Raw genomic sequence first — 21,726 nt, 5'->3', positions numbered from 1 at the left:
TGACTACCAGCCTCCCGTGGCCGGTCAGGCGGGAGCTCGCGCGTGGTGCCGTCTCCCGCCCCACTTACCTAGCCCCGGTGCTCGCCATTACGCCCTGCGTTGCGGCGGCACTGTGTGCCTAGTCAGGCCCCGGGCCTGGCGCCATCCCCTTGTGCCCAATCAGACTCCGGGCCTGGCGCCATCCCGGCGTGCCCAATCAGACTCCGGACCTAACGCCCCTCCCCGGTACCCCTGGTCAGACTCCGGGCCGAACGCCCCTCCCCGGTACCCCTGGTCAGGCTCCCGGCCTAACGCCCATCCCTGGCCTAAGCCTCGCCGGCGTGCTCATTCCGTTCAGCACCGGCACCCTGAACCTCAAGCGCATTGGCTACGCGCTCGACAGCCGTGGCGATTCGCCTGAGGTACGCCAGCAGGCTGATTCCGCCGAGTACGAGCACAACGATCGCCACCAACACGAGCCAATCCATGCCCACCACGGTATCGGCACCCGAGTCGGCGACCCCGTGCTGGTGACGCCCCGGCGCCTGGCGCGGCGCGTGGGGCGTGGTGCGTGGTGCGTGGTGCACGCGCTTTCCTCACGGGCCACCACTCCTGATAGATCACGCTTGAACCCTCCTCACACTAGTCGAAGAGATCTTCGAATGTCGACATCGCACACTCTCGTCCTCCCCAGTCAGCCGTCGTGGGAATTGCTCACTGACCGTGCGATTACTCGTTGCTTTGTTCGATACTCTTCGGTAGATTCGAGCCATGCTTTCGAACGTCGAGCGACTCCGTGACACGACCTCTCGTGTCTGCGACTCGTTGACGCCTCCGAACGCAAGTGAGCCGGTCTCGCTGATCGAATCGATCGACGCTCTAGACGACGACGCCCTCGCGGAACTGATCGCCGACTCTTCGCGCGGCCGCACCGAATTCGACACGGTGCTGACAGCGGCAGCGGGGGTCGCTGCCAAACGGTCGGAACGAGCGCTCGGCCACTCCGGGCTGGCGCAGCGCAATGGGCACCAGAACGTTGTTCGCTTCGTCCAGCACCTCACCGGCTCCAGCCGAGGCGAGGCATCCCGTCAGGTGCGGCTCGGAGAGGTGATGGGTGAGGCGGATGCTGCTGAGCGGCTTCTTCGCACCATCGGAGTTTCCGAGGCGGGTACGGCGGGCGTCGACGAGACAGGCTCAGTGGAGGGAGAAGAAGGCGGGCCAACCGGGAACGAAGACGGCGGCAATGCCAAGATCACTTCCGGCTCGGGCGCCGCGCTGCTGCCCTGGACCCACTCGGTCACGACGGCGGTCAGTGCCGGCCTCCTTTCGCCTGCCGCCGGCGACGCGATCGTGCGCGGCCTTGGCGAGCCGAGCGAGACCTGCGGCAGCGAAGAACTACGTGAAGCCGCCGGCTCGCTCGCCGAAGAAGCCCGCAGTGTGCACGTCGACGAGCTCTTCGGAATGGCTCGCCGCGCACGAGATCTGATCGATCCCGCGGGAGTTCAAGCACGGTGGCAACGCCGGTACGACAACCGCTCGCTGACGACTCGGCGAAACCAAGACGGACAGCTGACGGCCAACGTCGTCTTCGACGATGAGTCAGGCACCTTCGTCAACGAGCTACTGGAACTCGCACTGAGCCCTCGGCGAGGCGGGCCCCGATTCGTCGCCGACGCCGACCGCGAGTGGGCGAAACAGCTCCTCGACGACCCGCGCAGCAACGAGCAACTCGCATTCGACACGGTCATGGACGTACTTCGATGCGGCGCGGCAGCCGACGATTCGACCACGTTCCGGGCGAATCGTCCCGCGGTGCGCGTGATGATCGTCGAGGACCACGCCGCACCGAATGGAATCGCAGATGGCATCGGCCACATCGAAGGAAGCGTGGACGCCGTTCCCTCAGCCGTCGTCGAAACGCGTCTCTGCGACTGCGGAACCCTCTCGATGCACACCGACCGCGATGGAAATGTGCTCGATCTGGGGCGTGCGCAACGCCTCTTCTCGTCACGGCAACGGCTCGTTCTTCGCACGAGAGACGGTGGGTGCGTATGGCCGGGCTGTGACCGCGCCCCCTGGACGACCGAAGCGCACCACATCAACGCCTGGTACGGCGATAACGGAAGAACCGATGTCGCAGACGGAGTGCTGCTCTGTCGCTTTCACCACCTGCTGCTCCACAACAACGGATGGAAGATCAGCCGAGAAGGCACTCGTTACCTACTGACCCCACCCGCAAGCGTCGACCCGGATCGCGGTCCGATCGAGCTCCATTCCAAATCGGCAGGGTGGGAGCATCGACGACGAACGGCGGCGCGGCCGCCAGGCCGACCAGCAGCGCAATACGCGAGCGGCTAGCCTGCGCTCCGCCCCAGCGATGGAGCGGGGCCCTGCGAAGGCGCCCGAGGGCCACGGCCCCGAAGTGAAGAAGCCTCCCGTGCAAACGAGCGCGGTGGGGTCTCCAGGAAGGCGTCCAGCGCCGGGGGTGCGCCCAGGCCCGCAGCCTTCCGTGATGCCAACCCCGGCAGAACGCTCAGGCCTGTGGGGCCGCACATCTCATGCCGCTGGGCTTCAAACCGCGCCACTTCCGAGGCAGCGGCTCCGTCCCGTCCAGAGGCTCGCGTTCCACGCCAAACGGGCACTCCAAGCAACTGCGCCTAACCAGTCCGTCGCCGCTGTCAGCCGACTCGCGTCGGGAGCATCGTTCGGGCGAAGAAATCCGCAAACTCATCCATCGCTGTCAAGGGCAGAACATGCGCAACATACTGATCCGGACGCACCACGACGACGACACCGTCACGCGAGAGTTGCCGCGACTCGAAAATGTCCTCGCCCGGACCAGCCGAGTACACCTTCTCCCAATCGGTCAGGCCCAAAGGACCGGTCTTCGGCATGAAGACGGGCGGCACCTTCGAGAGCTCGACCTCGTCGTACCGCTGCTGGTAGATGGCTTTGACGTCGAAGACTGCGTCCACATCCCCGTCGGCGGTGGTAAAGCACAGCAAAGGCGAGGTCGGGGCATCCTGCATCCACTCCGACCAGCGAGACAACGCGGACGCCTCACCCGCGCGAGGAGCATCGGCGAACGCGTAGATGCGCCACCGGCCATCCGCTCGAGCATGGTGTCCCAAGTGCACGATGTTGCCGTCGCAGACCCGGATGACCTCTGCCGACTTGAACCGCTTGCCGATCGGGAACCCGCCGGCGAGTTCCTGATGCGCGGCCTCACCCGTGATCATGGACGGCTTGTACTGGGTGAGGAACCCGGAAGGGAAGTCGGACGTCTTGACGTAGAAGTCTGCGAGTTCCTGAGGGCTCGTGAACTCCTCGGGCTTGCGTGCCATGAGGCTGGACCATTCGCGATCGAAATCGATCAGCTCCTGTGCAACTGGCTGACGTTCCGCCGAATAGGTGGCGAGCAACGACTCCGGGCTGCGTCCGGTCAGCACGCTGCCCAGCTTCCAGCCCAGATTGAAGCCGTCCTGCATCGACACATTCATGCCCTGGCCGGCTTTCGCGCTGTGCGTGTGACAGGCATCCCCCATCAGAAACACGTGCGGAGTGCGCTCGCTGCCCTCCGGAACGTCGTCGAACTTGTCCGTCACCCGGTGGCCGACCTCGTAGACACTGCTCCACGCGACCTGCTTCACGTCGATCGAGTACGGATGCAGAATCTCATTCGCCTTCGAGATGATGCCCTCGATGGGCGTCTTCCGCACCCGGTCTTTGTCGGCATCCGTCACCTCGCCGAGATCGATGTACATGCGGCACAGGTAGCCGCCCTCGCGGGGGATGTGCAGGATGTTGCCCGCCTCGGCATTGATCGCGCACTTGATGCGCCAGTCGGGAAAGTCGGTGTTCACGGTGACGTCCATGACTCCCCAGGCGTGCCTTGCGAATTCGCCGAGATGTTTGCGGCCGATCGCATCACGAACGCGGCTATGGGCGCCATCACCGCCCGCGACGTACTTCGCTCGAATGGTCCGGTCCTCGCCCGTGCGGTCGCCTGCGACATAACGGATGCCCACCTCGACCGGGTACTCGCCCTCCTCGCGCACCGTCAGGCCGGTGAACTCGACGCCGTAGTCCGGAACGATGCGGGCCGGGCCGTGTGCCGCGGCCTCCGCGAAGTAGTCGAGCACCCGGGCCTGGTTGACGATCAGATGCGGGAACTCGCCGATGTGCTTGGCGTAGTCCTCGGTGCGGGATGTGCGAATGATGTTGGCCGGATTCTGCGGGTCGGGGCCCCAGAAGTTCATGTACGCGATGTTGTACGCCTCGGCCACGATGCGCTCTGCGAATCCGAATGCCTGGAACGTCTCCACACTGCGGGGCTGGATGCCGTCCGCCTGCCCCAGCACGAGCCGGCCAGGTCGTCGTTCGATGATCCGCGTCGTCGCCTCGGGGAACTGCGACAGCTGCGCCGCGAGCAGCATGCCCGCCGGCCCGGAGCCGACGACGAGCACGTCGACCTCGTCGGGTATCTCGGTCGGTCGGTCCAGACCGGTGCCGGCCGCCGGCAGGATGCCCGGATCGCCCGACACGTACCCGTGATGGTGGAACTGCACTGGTCACCCCTTCGTGAAACCGCGCGTCTGGCCCTGCTCTCGACTCGAGCCCCACGGCCCGAGCCTCCCGGACCGGGTCGCGAACCAAGCAATCGCTCGGCGTGGACCCGGGTCTGTGCTTCTAGCTTGAACGATGTGCCGCCCGCCGGAGCACCGCAACGACGCCCGCCTGACTGCCGTGTCATGTGTGTGTCACGACACGTGCAAGGACACGTGCTCGACCGACACCCTTGTCGACGTGCCTGGGATCATATACGATTTCAGATACAATGCCAAGCAACGATGCCTCCGGGTCAAGCAGCCATAACCCGTCCGGGACAAGCAGCAACGACCCCTCCAGCGCACGCAGCAACGATGCCTCCACGGCAAGCACCAATGACCCCGCCGGGACACGCAGCAACGACGCCGCCGTGGCAAGTCCCGACGCGCGCTTCGCCGCTCTCCCGGCACGCCCGGGCAAGATCATCGCGGTGCACCTCAGCTATGCCTCGCGGGCAACGCAGCGTGGACGGCGGCCATCCGCTCCGTCGTACTTCTTCAAGCCATCGAGTTCGGTGCAGGCATCCGGAGGCGAGATCGTAAGACCGCAAGGCACCGAATTGCTCGCCTTCGAGGGCGAGATCGCGCTTGTCATCGGTACGGATGCCCGTTGGGTTTCGCTCGAATCCGCATGGAACCACGTTGCTTGGGTCACCGCGGCCAACGACTTCGGGCTGTACGACCTGCGAGCGAACGACAAGGGATCGAACGTGCGCTCCAAGGGCGGAGACGGCTTCACGCCGATCGGGCCCACACTGATCGATGCCCGCACCATCGACCCGGCTGCACTGCGTCTGCGCACGTGGGTGAACGGGGATGTCGTGCAAGACGCGACGACCGACGATCTGCTCTTCCCCCTCCCGCAGTTCGTCGCAGACCTGTCGCAGCACTTCACGCTCGAGGCCGGCGACGTCATCCTTACCGGGACGCCCGCGGGCTCGTCAGTCGTGCAACCGGGCGACGTGGTCGAGGTGGAGGTGGATGCGCCGGGCGAGAACGGGCATCCGTCGTCCGGCCGGCTCGTCACCACCGTCGTGCAGGGCACGAGCAGCTTCGATGCGGCCGTGGGCTCCCTGCCTGCCGTCGACGATACGCAGCGAGCAGAGGCGTGGGGATCGCTCGAGGCGGCCGGACTCGACCCCGAGGGTCGCGACAGTGCGGTTCCTGCCGTCGCGCCGGCTTCGGCTGAGGCGGTCGCCGATGGTCTCGAGTCCACCGACGGGAGTGACCATCGCCCGGGTGGTCTCGAGGCCACTAACGCAACCGACAGGACCATCGACGGGCCCGTCGACAGGCCCGTCGACGGAGCCCGCGACCTTGGACCCGACGGAGTGGCCGCCCGAGGGGCCGATCGATGACCGATACCAATACCGCCACCGCCACCGCCACCGCCACCGCCACCGCCACCGGCAGCAAGTCGGAGCGGGCGTATTCCTACATCCGCGATCGAATCGTCGACCACCGATACAGCCCCGGCTACCGTCTCGTTCTCGGAACCATCGCCGACGACCTCGGCATGAGCGTCGTACCGGTGCGCGAGGCGATCAGGAGACTCGAGGCCGAGGGGTTCGTGACGTTCGAGCACAACGTTGGTGCCAAGGTCGCACTCGCCGACGAGACGGAGTACCGGCACGTGATGCAGATGCTCGGACTCGTGGAGGGTGCCGCGACAGCGCTCTCTGCACCGCTTCTGATGGATGCCGACCTGGAGCGCGCAACGGAGATCAACGACCGCATGCGTCGCCTGCTCGACGACTTCGACCCCCACGAGTTCACTCGTTTGAACGAACAGTTCCACTCCGTGCTGTTCGAGCCGTGCCCGAACCCGCACATCCTCGACGTCGTGCACCGCGGCTGGGGGCGGCTGCGGGGGGTTCGCGATTCGACCTTCTCGTTCGTGCCGCAGCGCGCCCACCACTCGGTCGACGAGCACGACGAGATCGTTCGGCTCATCCGCGACCACGCCGCGGCCATCGACATCGAGCTCGAGGCGCGCAACCACAGGTGGCGCACGCTCGAGGCGTTCATCGCGGCGCGGCATCCCGAATCGCACGACCCGGAGGAATCATGACGGACGCCTCTGCACAGACCGACGATCGCACTCACGCCACCGACCGCGCTCAGGTCAACGGCCACGTCCGGGTCACCAGCCGCGTCCCGGCCGACCTGCCCAAGCGAATCCAGCACCACATCGACGGGGAGTTCGTCGACTCGCTCGACGGCGAGACATTCGACGTGCTCGACCCCGTGACGAACGAGACGTACGTGCAGGCGGCGGCAGGCAAGAAGGCCGACATCGATCGAGCCGTAGCCGCCGCCCGTCGCGCGTTCGACGAAGGTCCCTGGCCGAGGATGCTCCCCCGCGAACGATCACGTGTGCTTCACCGCATCGCCGACATCGTCGAGTCGACGGATGCCCGCCTCGCCGAACTCGAGACCTTCGACACGGGCCTGCCCATCACCCAGGCACTGGGTCAGGCGCGTCGCGCAGCAGAGAACTTCCGCTTCTTCGCCGACCTGATCGTCGCCCAGGCCGACGACGCGTTCAAGGTCCCCGGCCGCCAGCTCAACTACGTGAACCGCAAGCCGATCGGCGTCGCCGGGCTGATCACGCCGTGGAACACGCCGTTCATGCTCGAGTCGTGGAAGCTCGGCCCTGCGTTGGCCACGGGCAACACGGTCGTACTGAAGCCGGCGGAGTTCACGCCGCTGTCGGCATCCCTGTGGGCGGGCATCTTCGAGGAGGCAGGGCTGCCGAAGGGTGTCTTCAACCTCGTGAACGGACTCGGGGAAGATGCCGGGGACGCACTGGTCAAGCATCCTGACGTGCCGCTCATCTCGTTCACGGGCGAGAGCAGCACGGGCCGGCTGATCTTCGGCAACGCCGCTCCGTATCTCAAGGGGCTCTCCATGGAGCTCGGCGGCAAGAGCCCGGCCGTGGTGTTCGCCGACGCCGACCTCGACGCCGCCATCGACGCGACCATCTTCGGCGTGTTCTCGCTCAACGGTGAGCGCTGCACGGCCGGGTCGCGCATCCTCGTCGAGCGCGCGGTCTATGACGAGTTCGTCGAGCGGTACGCGGCGCAGGCCGAGCGTGTGGTCGTCGGGTATCCGCACGACCCGAAGACCGAGGTGGGCGCTCTCGTGCACCCGGAGCACTACGCCAAGGTCATGAGCTACGTCGAACTGGGCAAGTCGGAGGGCAGGCTCGTCGCGGGCGGCGGACGTCCGGCTGACTTTCCTGACGGCAACTTCGTCGCGCCGACGGTGTTCGCGGACGTGAAGCCGGATGCCCGCATCTTCCAGGAGGAGATCTTCGGCCCGGTCGTCGCGATAACCCCGTTCGACACGGAGAAGGAGGCGCTCGAACTGGCGAACGGGGTGAAGTACGGCCTCGCAGCCTACGTGTGGACGAACGACCTCAAGCGGGCTCACACTTTCGCTCAGGCGATCGACGCAGGCATGGTGTGGCTCAACTCCAACAACGTGCGCGACCTGCGCACGCCGTTCGGCGGCGTGAAGGCATCGGGGCTCGGGCACGAGGGCGGATACCGCTCGATCGACTTCTACACGGAGCAGCAGGCCGTGCACATCACGCTCGGGCCCACGCCGAACCCCACGTTCGGCAAGGCCGCCGAGCACCACGTGCAATCCGCCCTCGACGACCCGGATCCCCGCTGACCCGAGGCACCACCACAGCCGACCCAAGCAAGGACGCTTCCGATGACCGACCGCAAAGACCTGATGCCGACCACCTCCGGCTTCTTCGTCTCCCAAGAGGCGCCCATCGAGTGCGCAAACCCGGTGCCCACCCCCGCGGCGCCCGCCCCGGACATCCTGCGGTGTGCCTACATGGACCTCGTAGTCTCCGACCTGCAGCGCTCGCGCGATTTCTACGTCGACGTTCTCGGACTCACGGTCACCGAGGAAGACGAGAACGCCGTCTACCTGCGGCCGCTCGAGGAGTTCATCCATCACAACCTCGTCTTGCGTCAGGGACCGGTGCCGGCGGTGGCAGCGTTCTCGTACCGGGTGCGCGCGCCCGAAGACCTCGACAAGGCCGTCACGTTCTATTCGGAGCTCGGATGCCGCGTCGAGCGTCGCCCGGACGGCTTCACGAAGGGCGTGGGCGACTCGGTGCGTGTCGTGGACCCGCTGGGCTTTCCGTACGAGTTCTTCCACGACGTGCAGCACGTGGAGCGGCTGACCTGGCGCTACGACCTGTACACACCAGGCGCACTCGTGCGGCTCGACCACTTCAACCAGGTCACGCCCGACGTTCCCCGAGCCGCGAAGTTCATGCAGGACCTCGGATTCCGGGTGACCGAAGACATCCAAGACGAGGCGGGCACGGTGTACGCGGCATGGATGCGTCGCAAACCAACCGTGCACGACACCGCGATGACGGGAGGCGATGGACCGCGGATGCATCACATCGCGTTCTCCACGCACGAGAAGCACAACATCCTCGCCATCTGCGACAAGCTCGGCGCCCTGCGACGCTCCGACTGCATCGAGCGCGGGCCGGGCAGGCACGGCGTCTCGAACGCGTTCTACCTCTATCTGCGCGACCCAGACGGCCACCGCGTCGAGATCTACACGCAGGACTACTACACGGGCGACCCCGACAACCCGGTCGTCACGTGGGACGTGCACGACAATCAGCGACGCGACTGGTGGGGCAATCCGGTCGTACCGTCGTGGTACACGGATGCCTCACTTGTGCTCGACCTCGACGGCCACCCGCAGCCCGTGGTCGCCCGCACCGAGGCATCCGAGCTGAGCGTCACGATCGGAGCCGACGGATTCTCATACACGCGGGCTGACGAACCGGCCGAGTACAAGCTCGGGCACCAGCTCTAGGAGCCGCGGGCCGGGCTTCGGGGTGTCGCCCGAGCGTGGGAAGAACGCGTGAGCTGCGCCCTAACGGGAGCGCAACGACCGCACCATCAGCCAGACGACTCCGGCAAGTGCGGCTGCTGCACCCGCTCCGACCGCGGCGAGGCCCAGCGGGTTCTCGCGAGCCGCGATGCGGATGCGCTTGGGCACGTTCAGTTTGTCTTGCAGGGCATCCAGAGTCGCGGCGAGTTCGGCTCGCGCAGCAGCAACGTCCGCTTCGATACCCGTGCCGGTGCCCTTCTCCGCGTCTCTTTGCAATCCGCGCGACGCGCTGCGATCCGGTTCAGTGGTCATAGTCGCCCAGCCCCCTCACCGCATTCACGTCTTGCTTGACGCTGTCGATCGTCTCCGTGGGTGCCGGCGGCATGCCGCGCCTGAGCACCATGAGTCCGACCAAGCCGAAGATCCCGGCGATGATCAGCAATCCGGCTGCGACGAGCAATGCGGCGAGCCAACCTGGAAACACGACGGCGAGGCCGAGCACGGCGGCGGCCACGAGCGTGCCGAGCATGAAGAACAGCAGCGCTCCGGCGACGACGAAGAGCCCGATGCCGATGCCGAGGTTGACGGCCTTGCGTACGAGCTCGGCCTTGAGTTGCGCGAGTTCGGCCTTGAGCAGCGCAACGACGAGCCCGGGCAGATCGCGCAGCAGCTGGATGAGCGAGCGCTTGTCGCGCACTCCCGCGCTCGGCGAACTGAAGCTGGCTCCGCCCCGCGTTGTCCCCGACGACCCAGAGCTCTCCGACATCAGGATGCCTGCCCGCCCGGCCCGGTGGCTTCCGACGCCGCCTCGCCGCCGACCGGCCCGACCGAGCCCGAAGCGGGGCCGGTGCTCTCACCGCTCGCCGTGCCACCCGCGGTCTTCGGGCCCTTGCTCGACGACTGCGATCCGACGGACTTCGTCACGATCCGCTTGATGTTCTCGGTCACGACCGTGCCCAGATCGCCGATGCGGTCGGCCGCATAGTCCTGGACCGTGTGCACCTGCTTCTGAACCGCGGGCGAATCCCACAGCTTCAGCCACACCGATTTGATCTGCTCATACCGCTGCCGGCCGGCACGAGTGCCGAGAACATACCCGGTCCCGAGTCCGACCACGAAGAGAACTTTGCCTTTCATGGTGCCCCCGCCCCTGCAGTCACGCAGTTCGATCCTTGTCGGTCAGCGTCTTCCAGCGTAGTGCGCGGACGCGCTCGGCAGCCTTGCGCGCATCCGGTACGACAGAGGCGAGCCCGGTTCCCGTCAGCCATGAGCCGGTCACCTCCAGCCCTTCGACCTGTTCGACCCCTGCACGCACCTGTTCGATGCGTTCTCGCTGACCCTGTGCCGCAACCGGAAGAGCATTAGTCCACCGCACTGCATCCGATCCGACGACACTAGATTCCGCTAGGGGAATATTCAAGAGGGTTGACGCGTCCGCGATGGCACGCAAGCGAACGGCGGACTCGTCCAGCCCCTCCAGGGGACTCGGAGCGCCGGCCCGACCGTACGACAGCCGCAACACGTGGCGCCCCGGCGGCAGTTGCTCCGCCACCCATGGCCATTTCGCCGTGACGTGCGTCATCGCCTTCGCCGCCACCTCGGACTGCGGCACGGTCTCCGCCACGAGCATCCCGGTGCCGCGCGGTGCAGCATCCAGTCGCGGGTCGTCGACCACGAGCGTGACGATGTCCACGGTCGACGCCGTCGGCCAGTCCAGACTCGCAAGCGAGGCGAGCGACTCGGATGCCTGCCCAAGCAACCGCAGAGCGGCGTCGGCCGGCACGGCGAGCAGCACCGCGTCGGCCGCGATCGTCTCGCCGTCGTCGAGCTCGACGAGCCAGCGACCGGATGCCTGGGGCGCGCGCGCTCGATCGTCGTCGCGTTTCCGCTCCCCGAATGCGGCGTCGACCGATCCGGCGAACGCCTCCGCCGAGCCGTGGCTTTCCCCGTGGTACAGGGCGACCGCCCTCGCGCCGGTGCGCAGTCGAGCGCCTCGGGCCGTGGCATCCGTCGCCAGCAGGTCGATCAGCCGCGCCATCCCCCCGACGAGACCGCCGACGGCGGAACCCGCCTTCGCGGATCCCCTCAGCGCGGCGACGCCCCCCGACAGTGAGCCGGTTCGCGTGATCGCCGGATTCAGACCCGGAGCGGCGACCGAGACGTCGAGGTCGTATGGCGACGCGGAGTACACCCCCGTCGTCACGGGCGCCACGAGGTTGTCGAGCACGGCAGCTCCCATGCGCCGTCGCACGAGCCGGCCGAGGTTGCGCTCTTCGCCGATCTTCAGCACAGGCATGAGCCGGTCGAGGTACGCGCGAAACGCTCCGCGCCAGCCGATCGCAGCGATCACGTCGGTGGCGAGGGGCGAGCTCGGGATTCCGAGGATGCCTGCCTTCGGCATAGGCACCGCGCGTCCGGGCAGCTGCAGCCAGGCACCGGCCGCGAGCGGCGTCACCACTTCGGCGCTGAGCCCGAGGTCATCGAGCAGCGCTGCCACGTGACCTCCGCGCGTGGCGAAGCTCTCGGCGCCGGCATCCAGCTCGATGCCTGCTACCCCGTGCCTGGCAACGCTTCCACCGAGCTCGTCTCGTTCCTCCAGCACGGTCACGTCGAACCCCGGCCGGGCGATCTCGCGCGCCGCCACGAGCCCGGCAGCTCCTCCGCCGACGACGACCACTCTCGTCGGAGCATCCGTTATGGCGTGCTCGAGCGCCGCCAGTGTCTCCTCGCTCACGCTGCGACCGGATGCCTCGCTCACGCCGGCAACCCGTGCACGAATTCGACGATGCGCGTGAGCACGTCCGGATCGGTCTCTGGCGGAACTCCGTGCCCGAGGTTCACGACGTGCGACGGCGCACTGCGACCGCGCTCCACGACGTCGAGCACGTGTTCCTCGATGACGGGCCACGGGGCATCCAGGTACGCGGGATCGATGTTGCCCTGCAAAGGAACGATATTGCCGAGGCGTCTGCTCGCCTCGTCCAGGGGCATCCGGTAGTCGACGCCTATGACGTCGGCGCCGATGTCGAACATGGCGCGCAGCAACTCGCTCGTGCCGACGCCGAAATGCACGATGGGTACGTTGCGCTCCGGCGGGGTCGTGGACAACGGATCGCTCGGGCGGTCGGGATCCGGGTAGGTCAGGTCGCGCACGTGAGACAGTGCGCGGGCGGATGCCGGTGCCACATGCCGCGTGTAGTCCTCGAGCGAGAGCGCGCCGGCCCACGAGTCGAAGAGCTGCGCCGCGCTCGCGCCTGCGAGAACCTGCGCGCTCAGGAAGGCGCCCGTGACATCCGCGGCCCACTCCATGAGCGCGTGCCAGGCATCCGGATCGGCGTGCATGAGGGTGCGCGCCCTGATGTGGTCCTTCGACGGGCCGCCCTCCACGAGGTAGGCGGCGAGCGTGAACGGTGCGCCTGCGAATCCGATCAGGGGAACGTGCCCGAGCTCGGCGAGGCCCGCAACCGTCTGCCGCACGCCCTCTGCGACGGGTGCGAGGGCATCCGGGTCGAGCTCAGGAAGCGCCGCGACGTCGGCGGCCGTTCGCACGGGTGCGCCCAGCACGGGTCCCTTGCCTGGCACGATGCCGACGTCGACGCCCGCGAGTTTCAGCGGCACCACGATGTCGCTGAAGAAGATGGCCGCATCGACGCGGTGCCTGCGAACCGGCTGCAGGGTGACCTCGCTCGAGAGCGCGGGGTCGAGGCAGGCATCCAGCATGCTCGTGCTGATGCGGAGTTCCCGGTACTCAGGAAGCGACCGGCCCGCCTGGCGCATGAACCACACCGGAAGCGTCGCCGGCCGGGCACCGGAATATGCGGTGATGAGCGCGGACCGCGGGGTGAGGCCGGCGACCAGCGGATGCTCCGCCCCTAGGCCCTGCGCGGGTTCGGGCGATGCTGACGTACGCGGCGTGGCCGGTTCGGGTGATGTCACGCGCTCGATTGTCCCACCCGCCGCTGAGCCTATGCCGACGTAGTGAATCACTCGTGTTTCTTGACCACTCGTGCCTGCGCCACTTCATGGCGGTTGCGCCACGCTATCGGGCGCAATCGCTGCAACCTGGCGCAGACGGGCAAGAGACGGGCACGAGGACGGCTGGCGTCGCTCTCGTGCACCGCACGAACGCACAGTTTCAGCGGCGTACCATCGATCCCGTGCTTCTCTGCTTCACCGCGAGCCACCGCACGGCCGATTTCGAATTGCTCGAGCGGCTCGAACGGCGCGCCGGTGACGTCGACGCGGCACTGCGAGCGCGCACCGATGCCTTCGCGGGGGCCGTCGTTCTCGCCACCTGCAACCGTTTCGAGGCCTACCTCGACATCACGGATGCCGCCAGTGCGGATGCCGCCGACCTCGCGCTCGCCACGATCGGCGACGCCACCGGCGTCGCGCCCCAGGATCTGCTCGCATCAGCCGCCGTCGTGCAGGGCCCCTCCGTCGCTGACCACCTGTTCTCGGTGGCAAGCGGCCTGGAGTCGGTCGTGATCGGCGAGGGCGAGATCGCCGGGCAGGTTCGTCGCGCCCTGGAGAACGCGAGGGGCAACGGCAGCGCCACGAGTGAGCTCGAGCGACTGTTCCAGACGGCATCCCGGGTGTCGCGTGACGTCAAGAACGGCACCAAGGTCGGCTCGGCCGGCCGCTCCATCGTGAGGCTCGCACTCGAGCTCGCCGAGAGCCGCATCGCGGACTGGGCGAGCGCGAACATCCTGCTCGTCGGCACGGGCAACTACGCAGCCGCGAGCCTGAAGGCTCTTCGCGACCGCGGGGCGCGGAACGTGCGCGTGTGGTCGCGCACGGGCCGCGCTCAGGCATTCGCGCTCAAACACGATATCCAGGCCGTTCAGCCTGACGGGCTGCTGGAGGCCGTTGCGACCTCCGAGCTCGTGGTGGCCTGCAGCTTCGCCCCGACGGTGCTCGTCGACAGGGAGCTCGTCGAGCGGGCGAGCGCCAGGCAGGATGCCGTCGCGCACCGTCTCGTCGTCGACCTCGGTCTGCCGCGCAACGTGGACCGCGACGTCGCCCAGGTCACCGGCACCGAGCTGCTCGACCTCGAGACCATCGGCCTGCACGCTCCCCTGGAGGATTTCACCGCGACCGAGCGTGCTCGTTCCGTCGTCGCCGAGGCCGCTGCCGAGTTCGCGGCCAGGGGCGACGAACGGAGCACCGAACCGGCCCTCGTGGCCCTGCGCAGTCACGTCTTCGGAGTTCTCGAGGCGGAACTCGAGCGCGCCAGGCGCCGAGGCGACTCCACCGAGCAGACCGAGGCGGCGCTTCGCCACCTTGTCGGCGTTCTGCTGCACACGCCGTCGGTGCGTGCACGGGAACTCTCGCGAGACGGCGACGCCGAGGCGTTCATCGCCGGCGTGAGCGCCGTGTTCGGCCTCGATTCGGAAGCGCGGCCAGGGCTGCGTATCGTTGCTGACGAGGGCCAGGCATCCTGACCGCGTGCCGCGCGCGGATGCCTGCCTATGAGGCAACAGTCACAGACGACGAAGGGACGCCATTATGACTTCCGAGACGACGACCGACGCCCGCCTGCTGGCGCTGCCCTTCGAGACGCGCGAGATCGCAACCGACCGGTTGCGGCTGCGCCCCCTCACCAAGAGCGACCTCGAGCACCGCAGTGAGAACTACCAGAAGCGCACCGACGTGGTGCGCTACCTGCGCTGGGAGGTGCACGACCACGACGAGCCGGCGAAGAACCTCGAAAAGCGCATCGCGCTCGATCGGCTCGCAGAAGACGGCGACGGACTCATTTTCGCGGTCGAGCTGTGCGCGACCGACGGCACGAACGACCATCGCGTCATCGGCGACGTCAGCCTGTTCGTGAAGAGCGCCAAAGACGCGCAGGTCGAGATCGGCTGGGTGTTCCACCCGGCGGTGCACGGCCGCGGCTTCGCCACCGAGGCAGCAACCGCGCTCCTCGGCGTCGCATTCCGCGAGCTCGGCGCGCACCGGGTGTATGCCGAGCTGGATGCAGGCAACCAGGCATCCGCTCGTCTGTGCGACATCCTCGGCATGACCCGCGAGGCGCTGTTGCGCGAGCGCGATCACGTCGACGGCGAGTGGCACGACGTGGCGATCTTCGGGCTGCTCGACCGTGAGTTCGAGGCCGCGCAGGCAGCATCCGGCTCCTGACACCCCCATCGACGGGGCATCTCGGCAGGTCGCGAGTGCCCGGACGGCCCGGCAGTGCACGATAGGTGAATGAGCGATCAGCAGGGGTTCCCCGAGCCGTTCGGTGACGGCGGGGCCGGGCCGGACGGGCCAAGCGGACCGGACAACCCGAGAGGCATGCGCGGACGCACGATCGCGATCATCGTGCTCTCGGTTCTCGTGGCGATCCTCATCATCGTGGTGGCGACCCTGGTCTTCGCGAAGGGCACGAAGGTGGATCCGACCGCCAGCCCCATCGTCACGCCCACCACGCCGAGCCCGACGCACAGCGGTGGCACTCCGACGCCCACCCAGACATCCGGCGCCACGGCGACCTGCTCGGTCAGCGACCTCTCGGTCACGCTCGGCTCGATGAGCGGGGCCGCCGGCAGCACGTACGTGCCCATCCTCTTCAAAAACAGCTCGTCGAAGGCGTGCGAACTGCACGGGTTCCCAGGGGTCTCGTTCGTCGGCAAGGGCAACGGAACGCAGCTTGGCGCGCCAGCCGACTGGGATCAGTCCAAGCCCATCGTGCAGAACACTCTGCAGCCGGGTTCCACGGTGGCGGCGAACGTGCGGATCGCCCAGGCCGGCAACTATGACCCGGGCGAGTGCCAGCCGCTCGCGGCAGACGGCTTCCGCGTGTACCCGCCACACTCCACCCAGTCGGTGTTCGTGCAGACCCAGAACCTGACCGCATGCCAGAACGCCCAGGTGCACCTGCTCACCGTCATCGCCCCCGTCGCCCCGCAGTGATCTGACCGGATCTGCGTCGCGAAGACCCCTCCCCCCGGAACCCCGCGCGGCATAGCGTTGGTGCATGGCTGGCAGGGGCAAGGCGGCGTTCATCATCGGCGGAACCGGTCAGATCGGCACTGCAGCGGCCAGGCATCTGGCGGAGCGAGGGTGGTCTGTACTGCTCGGGCACCGCGGCGCCCATCACGTCGACTCCGCACTGAACGAACTCGACGTGACCTCGGTGCGGGTCGACCGCGACGATACCGAGGCCCTGCTACCGCTCGCCGAAGGCCACGACCTGGTCCTCGACACCGTGGCGTACGACAGCACGCACGCCGAGCAGCTCACGAGACTCACGGGAGCCGTCGGCTCGGTCGTCGTCATCTCCACGGGCGGCGTCTACCAGGACGCAGAGGGCCGCAACCTCGACACCGCAACGACCGAGGATGACTTCCCGCACTTCCCGGACCCCATCGACGAGTCGCAACCCACGATCGCCGATGGTGCACCGACGTACGGCGTGCTGAAGGCGCAACTCGAGCGCACACTTCTGGATGCCGACGACCTGCCCGTGAGCATCCTGCGGCCGGGCGCCGTGCATGGCCCCTTCAGCGAGGCGCTCCGGGAGTGGTACTTCGTGAAGCGGGTGCGAGATCGCCGCGAGCGCGTGGTGCTCGCGTACGACGGGGCGAGCCGCTTCAGCCCTACCTCGACGGCGGCCATCGCCGAGCTGACCAGGCTGTGCGCCGAGCGCCCCGGCAAACGCGTGCTCAACGTCGCGGACGACGACGTGACCGTCACCGACATCGCCGAAGCGGTCTTCAGCGCAATGGACCGCGGTGTCGAGCTCGTACCGGTCTCCGGCGCTCCCACAGGCGGTGTGGGGAGAACACCGTGGTCGACGCCTCACCCGATCGTGCTGAGCACTCAGCGGGCGAAGGACGAGCTCGGCTTCGAGCCGCCGGCGCCCTACCGGGAAGCCGTGCGAGCGGACATCGAGTGGATCGTCGATGTCGCCGACGGCGCCCAGCGCAGGCAGGTGACATGGCGCGCGTTGTTCCCGCACCTCGTGCACCGTTACGGAGCGGATGCCTGGTTCGACTACGCCTCGGAAGACGCATACCTCGCCGCCGCCAAGGTCAGGTAACGCACCGACGGCATCCACCCACCGCAGGTTCATTAGCGCCGAAGGCGCGTATCGAAACCCGGTCGATCCGGCGAGCGGGTTTCGATACGCGTCGCCTACGGCGTCGCTACTCAACCGGCGGTACTCGCAGCGGCACGGGCGTCACGCGACGCCCAGGTACGCCTCCTTGATGGCGGAGTTCGTCAGCAGCTCCTTGCCCGTTCCGCTGTGCGTGATCGTGCCGGTCTCGAGCACGAAGGCGCGGTGGGCGCGTGCGAGCGCCTGGTTGGCGTTCTGCTCCACGAGCAGGATCGTGGTCCCCTGCTCGTTGATCTCCGTGACGATGCGGAAGATCTGCTTGATGAACTGCGGCGCCAGTCCCATCGACGGTTCGTCGAGCAGCAGCAGGCGAGGCCGGCCCATCAGGGCGCGTCCGATCGCGAGCATCTGCTGCTCGCCACCCGACATCGTGCCGCCCACCTGGGACTTGCGCTCGGCCAGCCGTGGGAACAACGAGAAGACGCGATCGAGGTCCTCCTTGACGCCCGTGCGGTCCTTGCGGCCGTACGTGCCCATGTCGAGGTTCTCGAGCACCGTCATCCCAGGGAAGATCCCTCGCCCCTCCGGCGCCTGCGAGATGCCCCTCGCGACCCGGATGTGCGCCCTCATCTTCGTGATGTCCTGGCCGTCGAACTTGATCGACCCCTTGCTGAGGTTCAGCAGTCCGGAGATGGCCTTCATCGTCGTGGTCTTGCCCGCACCGTTGGCGCCGATGAGCGAGACGATCTCGCCCTGCTCGACCGTGAACGACAGTCCGTGCAGCGCCTCGATGCGGCCGTAGCCGACCACGACGTTCTCGAGTTCAAGCAGCGTCGTCATCTGGCTCTCCCAGGTAGGCGGAGATCACGCGAGGGTCGTTGCGCACCTCTGCAGGCGATCCGTCCGCGATCTTCTTTCCGAACTCGAGCACCACGATGCGGTCGCAGACGCCCATGACCAGCTTCATGTCGTGCTCGATGAGCAGCACGGTGTAGCCGTCGGCGCGGATGGTGCGGATGAGCTCCATCAGCTGTTCCTTCTCCGCCGGGTTGAAGCCGGCAGCCGGTTCGTCCAGGCAGAGCACCTTCGGGTCGGTCGCCAGGGCTCGAGCGATCTCCAGTCGGCGCTGGCTGCCGTACGGCAGGTGGCGGGAGAGCGTGTTCGCGTAGTCCGCGATGCCCACGAACTCCAGCAGGGCGAGCCCCCGATCGATGGACGACCTCTCCTCCCGGTAGTGCCGCGGGCTGCGTACCAGCGCGCCGGGCACGCTCGTGCGGTGGCGGGCATCCAGGCCGACGACGACGTTCTCGAGCGCCGTCATCTCGCCGAACAGGCGGATGTTCTGGAACGTGCGCGCGAGCCCGGCTCGCGTGATCTTGTGCTGCTTTCTGCCCTTGATCGAGACGCCCTCCATGAGCACGTCGCCGCTGGTCGGCTTGTAGACGCCCGTCATGGCGTTGAACGCCGTGGTCTTGCCTGCGCCGTTCGGCCCGATCAGCCCGAGGATCTCACCGCGGTTGATGTGGAAGGTCACGTCGTCGAGAGCGACGAGACCACCGAACTTGACCGTGACGGCGTTCACCTCGACGATCGGCTCGCCGACACCCACCGCGATATCGCGCTCGGATGCCGCGGCCTCGGCAAGCTCCGCGTCGACACCCGCCTCGGCCAGCGTCGCAGCGAGCTCCTCGGGGTCAGGGACATCGGCGTCGGCCTCGGGGGAAGGGTCGGGTCCGACATCGGTGAGGTCGGCATCCTTCGGCCCCTCGTCGGGCACCGACTCGGGGATGGCCCCGAGGTTCGGATCGTTCTCGGCAGGCACGTGCTCCGATCGAGGGGGCCTTGACTCCTCGCGATGGTCGCTCATTCGACGCCTCCCGTCACAGGGTCGGGTTCGGCGGTTTCGTGCACCTCGACGGGTACATCGGGCTTCGCCCGCACCGCTCTCAGGGCTCTCACCCGATCGCCGATCACCCGCGAGTACGTCAGCAGGTGCGACTTGGCCGCGACGAGCCCCTGTGGCCGGAAGATCATCATGATGATGAGCAGGATGCCGAAGATCCAGTACTTCCAGTCGGCGATCGCCGTGAACCGCAACGGGATGTACGCCACGATGGCGCCGCCCAGGATGGCACCGACCTTGTTGCCCGAGCCGCCGAGCACGACGGCCGCGACGAACAGCATCGAGGTGGCGACGTCGAACTTCTGGTTGTTGACGAAGCCCACCTGACCCGCGAACAGCGCTCCCGAGAGTCCGCCGATGCCGGCGCCGATCGCGAAGGCCCACAGTTTGAACTTGAATGTCGGTACGCCCATGATCTCCGCGGCGTCTTCGTCTTCGCGGATGGCGATCCAGGCCCTGCCCACTCGACTGCGCTCCAGGTTTCCGACCAGCACGAGTACAACGACGACGATCGTCACAGCCAGCCAGTACCAGGGCGTTCCGTTCGAGACGGAGAAGATCGGATGCCCGTCCGACGTCGTCCCCGGCGGATGCCCGACCTCCTGGAACCCGACCTGGCCACGGGCCGCGGGGATGATGGTCGCGAGGATTCGGATGATCTCACCGAAGCCGAGAGTGACGATCGCGAGATAGTCACCGCGCAAGCGCAGTGTCGGCAGACCGAGCGCGACCCCGAACACCATGGCGATGCCGAGTGCCAGCGGAAGGGTCCACAGATAGGGAATGTGGATGAGCGTCGAATCCGGCGACGTGAAGAACGCAGCCGTGTACGACCCGATGGCGAAGAACGCGATGTATCCGAGGTCGAGCAGGCCGGCGAAACCGACCACCACGTTCAGGCCGACCGCGACCAGCGCGTAGACCGCCATCTGGAAGCACGCGATGGGGAAGTCGTTGCCCGGCTCAGTCGAGATCAGCCACGGATTGGCGATGGGCAGGTAGTAGACAGCCGCCAGCACGATGAGGATGAACAGCCACTGCTGCCAGCGGGCCATGCGGTTCCATCGCCGACGCCAGCCGCCGAGGAACTGCTTGCGCCCGCCGAAGGATTCGTCCTGCTCCAGCAGCTGTGCCGCGCGGGCAGTGGGGGTGGGTGTTCCCCCTCCGATGGCGGTCATGCGCGGCTCCTTCCGAGAGTCTGACCGAGCAAGCCGGACGGCCGCACGAGCAGAACGAGCACCAGCACGATGAACGCGACCACGTCGGTCCACTGCGAGTCGCCAAGCAGCAGCTGGCCGTAGTTGCCGATCACGCCGATGAGCAGACCGCCGAGCAGTGCCCCTCTAACGTTTCCGATGCCGCCGAGCACGGCGGCGGCGAACGCCTTGATGCCGAGCACGAACCCGCCGTTGTAGATGACGCCGCTCGGCACCTTCATCACGTAGAACAACGCCGCCGCGCCGGCCAGCAGGCCGCCGATCACGAACGTGGTCACGATGATGCGGTCCTTGTTCACGCCCATGAGCGTGGCCGTGTCCGGATCCTGTGCGACGGCGCGGATGCCACGGCCGACGCGCGAGCGACGGATGTACTGGTCGGTCAGCACCATCAGCACGACCGCCGCGATCACGATCGTGAGCTGCTGGCTGTCGATGATCGCCCCGAAGACCTGGAAGACGGGCGTCGGGATGAACATGGTCACCGAGGGCTCTGCGTTGCCGCCCCGGATGAGGAAGATCGTGTACTGGATGGCGAAGGATGCGCCGATCGCCGTGATGAGGAAGGCGAGCCTGGACGCGCCGCGGCGCCGCAGCGGCCGATATGCGACCCGTTCGATCACGAACGCCGTGACCACCGAGAACACCATGCCGACGACCATCGCCAGCAGCAGGTTCGCGATGATGGCCCAGATCGAGAGGTTCGGCGGGTTCGGGCCGAAGCCGAGGCTCGTCAGCGTGAAGACCACGCCGTAGCACCCCATGATGAAGACCTCGGAGTGCGCGAAGTTGATGAGGTTCAGAACGCCGTAGACGAGCGTGTAACCGAGTGCCACCAGAGCGTAGATGGCGCCGAAGGTGAGGCCGTCGAACGTCGCGGGCCAGAAGTTCTGAAGCAGTGAGTTGACGTCGAAGTTGATCCAGCTGTTGTCGGCGTGGACGGCTGCCGGCAGAGCCGCCGGCAGCGAGAGGAGGGTGGCGAGCATGTGGTTCTTCCGGTGCCGTGTCGAAGCCCGACGCCTTCGGCGGGTTTCGGCTGTTTCGGGTCAAGCATGGCCGCGCCGTGGGGCGAAGTGG

At 67.3% G+C, this 21,726-nt stretch carries 19 protein-coding genes and 1 pseudogene; 9 read left to right on the top strand and 11 right to left on the bottom strand.

Going from position 1 to position 21,726, the window contains the following annotated elements; translation table 11 throughout:
• Positions 1-305: 305 nt before the first annotated feature.
• Positions 306-566 carry a hypothetical protein gene (locus tag ACO2Q7_RS11060; RefSeq protein WP_423355654.1) on the bottom strand — a complete coding sequence of 87 codons (261 nt, stop codon included), beginning with the start codon at positions 564-566 and terminating at the stop codon, positions 306-308.
• 184 nt (positions 567-750) lie between these two features.
• Between ACO2Q7_RS11060 and ACO2Q7_RS11055 the strand changes: the two genes are divergently transcribed.
• Positions 751-2,337: a DUF222 domain-containing protein gene (locus tag ACO2Q7_RS11055; RefSeq protein WP_423355653.1), complete on the top strand. Its 1,587-nt coding sequence runs from the start codon at positions 751-753 to the stop codon at positions 2,335-2,337.
• A 320-nt stretch (positions 2,338-2,657) separates the two neighbouring features.
• Here the strand turns inward: ACO2Q7_RS11055 and ACO2Q7_RS11050 are convergent, their stop codons facing one another.
• A complete protein-coding gene (locus ACO2Q7_RS11050; RefSeq protein WP_423355652.1) occupies positions 2,658-4,547 on the bottom strand; it encodes an FAD-binding monooxygenase in 1,890 nt (629 codons plus the stop codon).
• 410 nt (positions 4,548-4,957) lie between these two features.
• Here ACO2Q7_RS11050 and ACO2Q7_RS11045 point away from each other — a divergent pair.
• The 4 genes and pseudogenes from ACO2Q7_RS11045 to hpaD all read left to right on the top strand — a co-directional run.
• Positions 4,958-5,722, top strand: a pseudogene (locus ACO2Q7_RS11045) (fumarylacetoacetate hydrolase family protein); the annotation flags it as partial.
• A 218-nt stretch (positions 5,723-5,940) separates the two neighbouring features.
• Complete coding sequence (locus tag ACO2Q7_RS11040) at positions 5,941-6,657, top strand: GntR family transcriptional regulator (protein ID WP_423355651.1); 717 nt, start codon at positions 5,941-5,943, stop codon at positions 6,655-6,657.
• Positions 6,654-8,267 carry a 5-carboxymethyl-2-hydroxymuconate semialdehyde dehydrogenase gene (gene hpaE, locus ACO2Q7_RS11035; RefSeq protein WP_423355650.1) on the top strand — a complete coding sequence of 538 codons (1,614 nt, stop codon included), beginning with the start codon at positions 6,654-6,656 and terminating at the stop codon, positions 8,265-8,267. The genes ACO2Q7_RS11040 and hpaE overlap by 4 nt, the downstream gene beginning before the upstream one ends.
• A gap of 42 nt (positions 8,268-8,309) precedes the next feature.
• Complete coding sequence (gene hpaD / locus ACO2Q7_RS11030) at positions 8,310-9,449, top strand: 3,4-dihydroxyphenylacetate 2,3-dioxygenase (protein ID WP_423355649.1); 1,140 nt, start codon at positions 8,310-8,312, stop codon at positions 9,447-9,449.
• A gap of 60 nt (positions 9,450-9,509) precedes the next feature.
• On the opposite strand, the gene ACO2Q7_RS11025 is transcribed toward hpaD, so the two are convergent.
• The 5 genes from ACO2Q7_RS11025 to hemE are packed head-to-tail and all read right to left on the bottom strand — an operon-like array spanning position 9,510 to position 13,403.
• Entirely contained in the window at positions 9,510-9,779 is a 270-nt protein-coding gene (locus tag ACO2Q7_RS11025; protein ID WP_423355648.1) for a DUF3618 domain-containing protein, read from the bottom strand.
• Positions 9,769-10,233 carry a phage holin family protein gene (locus tag ACO2Q7_RS11020; protein ID WP_423355647.1) on the bottom strand — a complete coding sequence of 155 codons (465 nt, stop codon included), beginning with the start codon at positions 10,231-10,233 and terminating at the stop codon, positions 9,769-9,771. Before ACO2Q7_RS11020 ends, ACO2Q7_RS11025 begins: the two co-directional genes overlap by 11 nt.
• The gene (locus ACO2Q7_RS11015) at positions 10,233-10,604 is read right to left on the bottom strand and encodes a YtxH domain-containing protein (RefSeq protein ID WP_423355646.1); all 372 of its coding nucleotides are present in this window, start codon (positions 10,602-10,604) and stop codon (positions 10,233-10,235) included. The genes ACO2Q7_RS11020 and ACO2Q7_RS11015 overlap by 1 nt, the downstream gene beginning before the upstream one ends.
• Before the next feature lie 19 nt (positions 10,605-10,623).
• On the bottom strand, positions 10,624-12,201 hold the full coding sequence (locus ACO2Q7_RS11010) for a protoporphyrinogen/coproporphyrinogen oxidase (protein ID WP_423355645.1): 1,578 nt from the start codon (positions 12,199-12,201) through the stop codon (positions 10,624-10,626).
• A gap of 20 nt (positions 12,202-12,221) precedes the next feature.
• Positions 12,222-13,403, bottom strand: coding sequence for a uroporphyrinogen decarboxylase (gene hemE, locus ACO2Q7_RS11005; RefSeq protein ID WP_423355644.1), 1,182 nt, complete (start codon positions 13,401-13,403; stop codon positions 12,222-12,224).
• A gap of 221 nt (positions 13,404-13,624) precedes the next feature.
• On the opposite strand from hemE, the gene ACO2Q7_RS11000 reads away from it, so the two are divergent.
• The 4 genes from ACO2Q7_RS11000 (at position 13,625) to ACO2Q7_RS10985 (ending at position 17,511) form a co-directional block, all read left to right on the top strand.
• Positions 13,625-14,911: a glutamyl-tRNA reductase gene (locus ACO2Q7_RS11000; RefSeq protein WP_423355643.1), complete on the top strand. Its 1,287-nt coding sequence runs from the start codon at positions 13,625-13,627 to the stop codon at positions 14,909-14,911.
• 64 nt (positions 14,912-14,975) lie between these two features.
• Positions 14,976-15,608 carry a GNAT family N-acetyltransferase gene (locus tag ACO2Q7_RS10995; protein WP_423355642.1) on the top strand — a complete coding sequence of 211 codons (633 nt, stop codon included), beginning with the start codon at positions 14,976-14,978 and terminating at the stop codon, positions 15,606-15,608.
• A gap of 69 nt (positions 15,609-15,677) precedes the next feature.
• Positions 15,678-16,382, top strand: coding sequence for a DUF4232 domain-containing protein (locus tag ACO2Q7_RS10990; protein WP_423355641.1), 705 nt, complete (start codon positions 15,678-15,680; stop codon positions 16,380-16,382).
• A gap of 64 nt (positions 16,383-16,446) precedes the next feature.
• Positions 16,447-17,511 (top strand): NAD-dependent epimerase/dehydratase family protein, encoded by a 1,065-nt coding sequence (locus tag ACO2Q7_RS10985; protein ID WP_423355640.1) that lies wholly within the window; start codon positions 16,447-16,449, stop codon positions 17,509-17,511.
• Between the two features lie 141 nt (positions 17,512-17,652).
• Here ACO2Q7_RS10985 and ACO2Q7_RS10980 read toward each other — a convergent pair whose 3' ends face one another.
• Genes ACO2Q7_RS10980 through ACO2Q7_RS10965 form a run of 4 tightly spaced genes read right to left on the bottom strand, consistent with a single transcriptional unit; the run spans position 17,653 to position 21,635 of the window.
• Positions 17,653-18,360 (bottom strand): ABC transporter ATP-binding protein, encoded by a 708-nt coding sequence (locus ACO2Q7_RS10980; RefSeq protein ID WP_423356011.1) that lies wholly within the window; start codon positions 18,358-18,360, stop codon positions 17,653-17,655.
• Positions 18,353-19,396 carry an ABC transporter ATP-binding protein gene (locus ACO2Q7_RS10975; protein ID WP_423355639.1) on the bottom strand — a complete coding sequence of 348 codons (1,044 nt, stop codon included), beginning with the start codon at positions 19,394-19,396 and terminating at the stop codon, positions 18,353-18,355. Before ACO2Q7_RS10975 ends, ACO2Q7_RS10980 begins: the two co-directional genes overlap by 8 nt.
• Positions 19,393-20,610 carry a branched-chain amino acid ABC transporter permease gene (locus ACO2Q7_RS10970; RefSeq protein ID WP_423355638.1) on the bottom strand — a complete coding sequence of 406 codons (1,218 nt, stop codon included), beginning with the start codon at positions 20,608-20,610 and terminating at the stop codon, positions 19,393-19,395. Before ACO2Q7_RS10970 ends, ACO2Q7_RS10975 begins: the two co-directional genes overlap by 4 nt.
• Positions 20,607-21,635, bottom strand: coding sequence for a branched-chain amino acid ABC transporter permease (locus ACO2Q7_RS10965; protein WP_423355637.1), 1,029 nt, complete (start codon positions 21,633-21,635; stop codon positions 20,607-20,609). Before ACO2Q7_RS10965 ends, ACO2Q7_RS10970 begins: the two co-directional genes overlap by 4 nt.
• Positions 21,636-21,726 lie beyond the last annotated feature (91 nt).

The sequence above is a fragment of the Rathayibacter sp. KR2-224 genome, assembly GCF_049446075.1.
Taxonomy (GTDB): domain Bacteria; phylum Actinomycetota; class Actinomycetes; order Actinomycetales; family Microbacteriaceae; genus Humibacter.
This window is presented reverse-complemented; position numbering and strand designations above follow the sequence as displayed.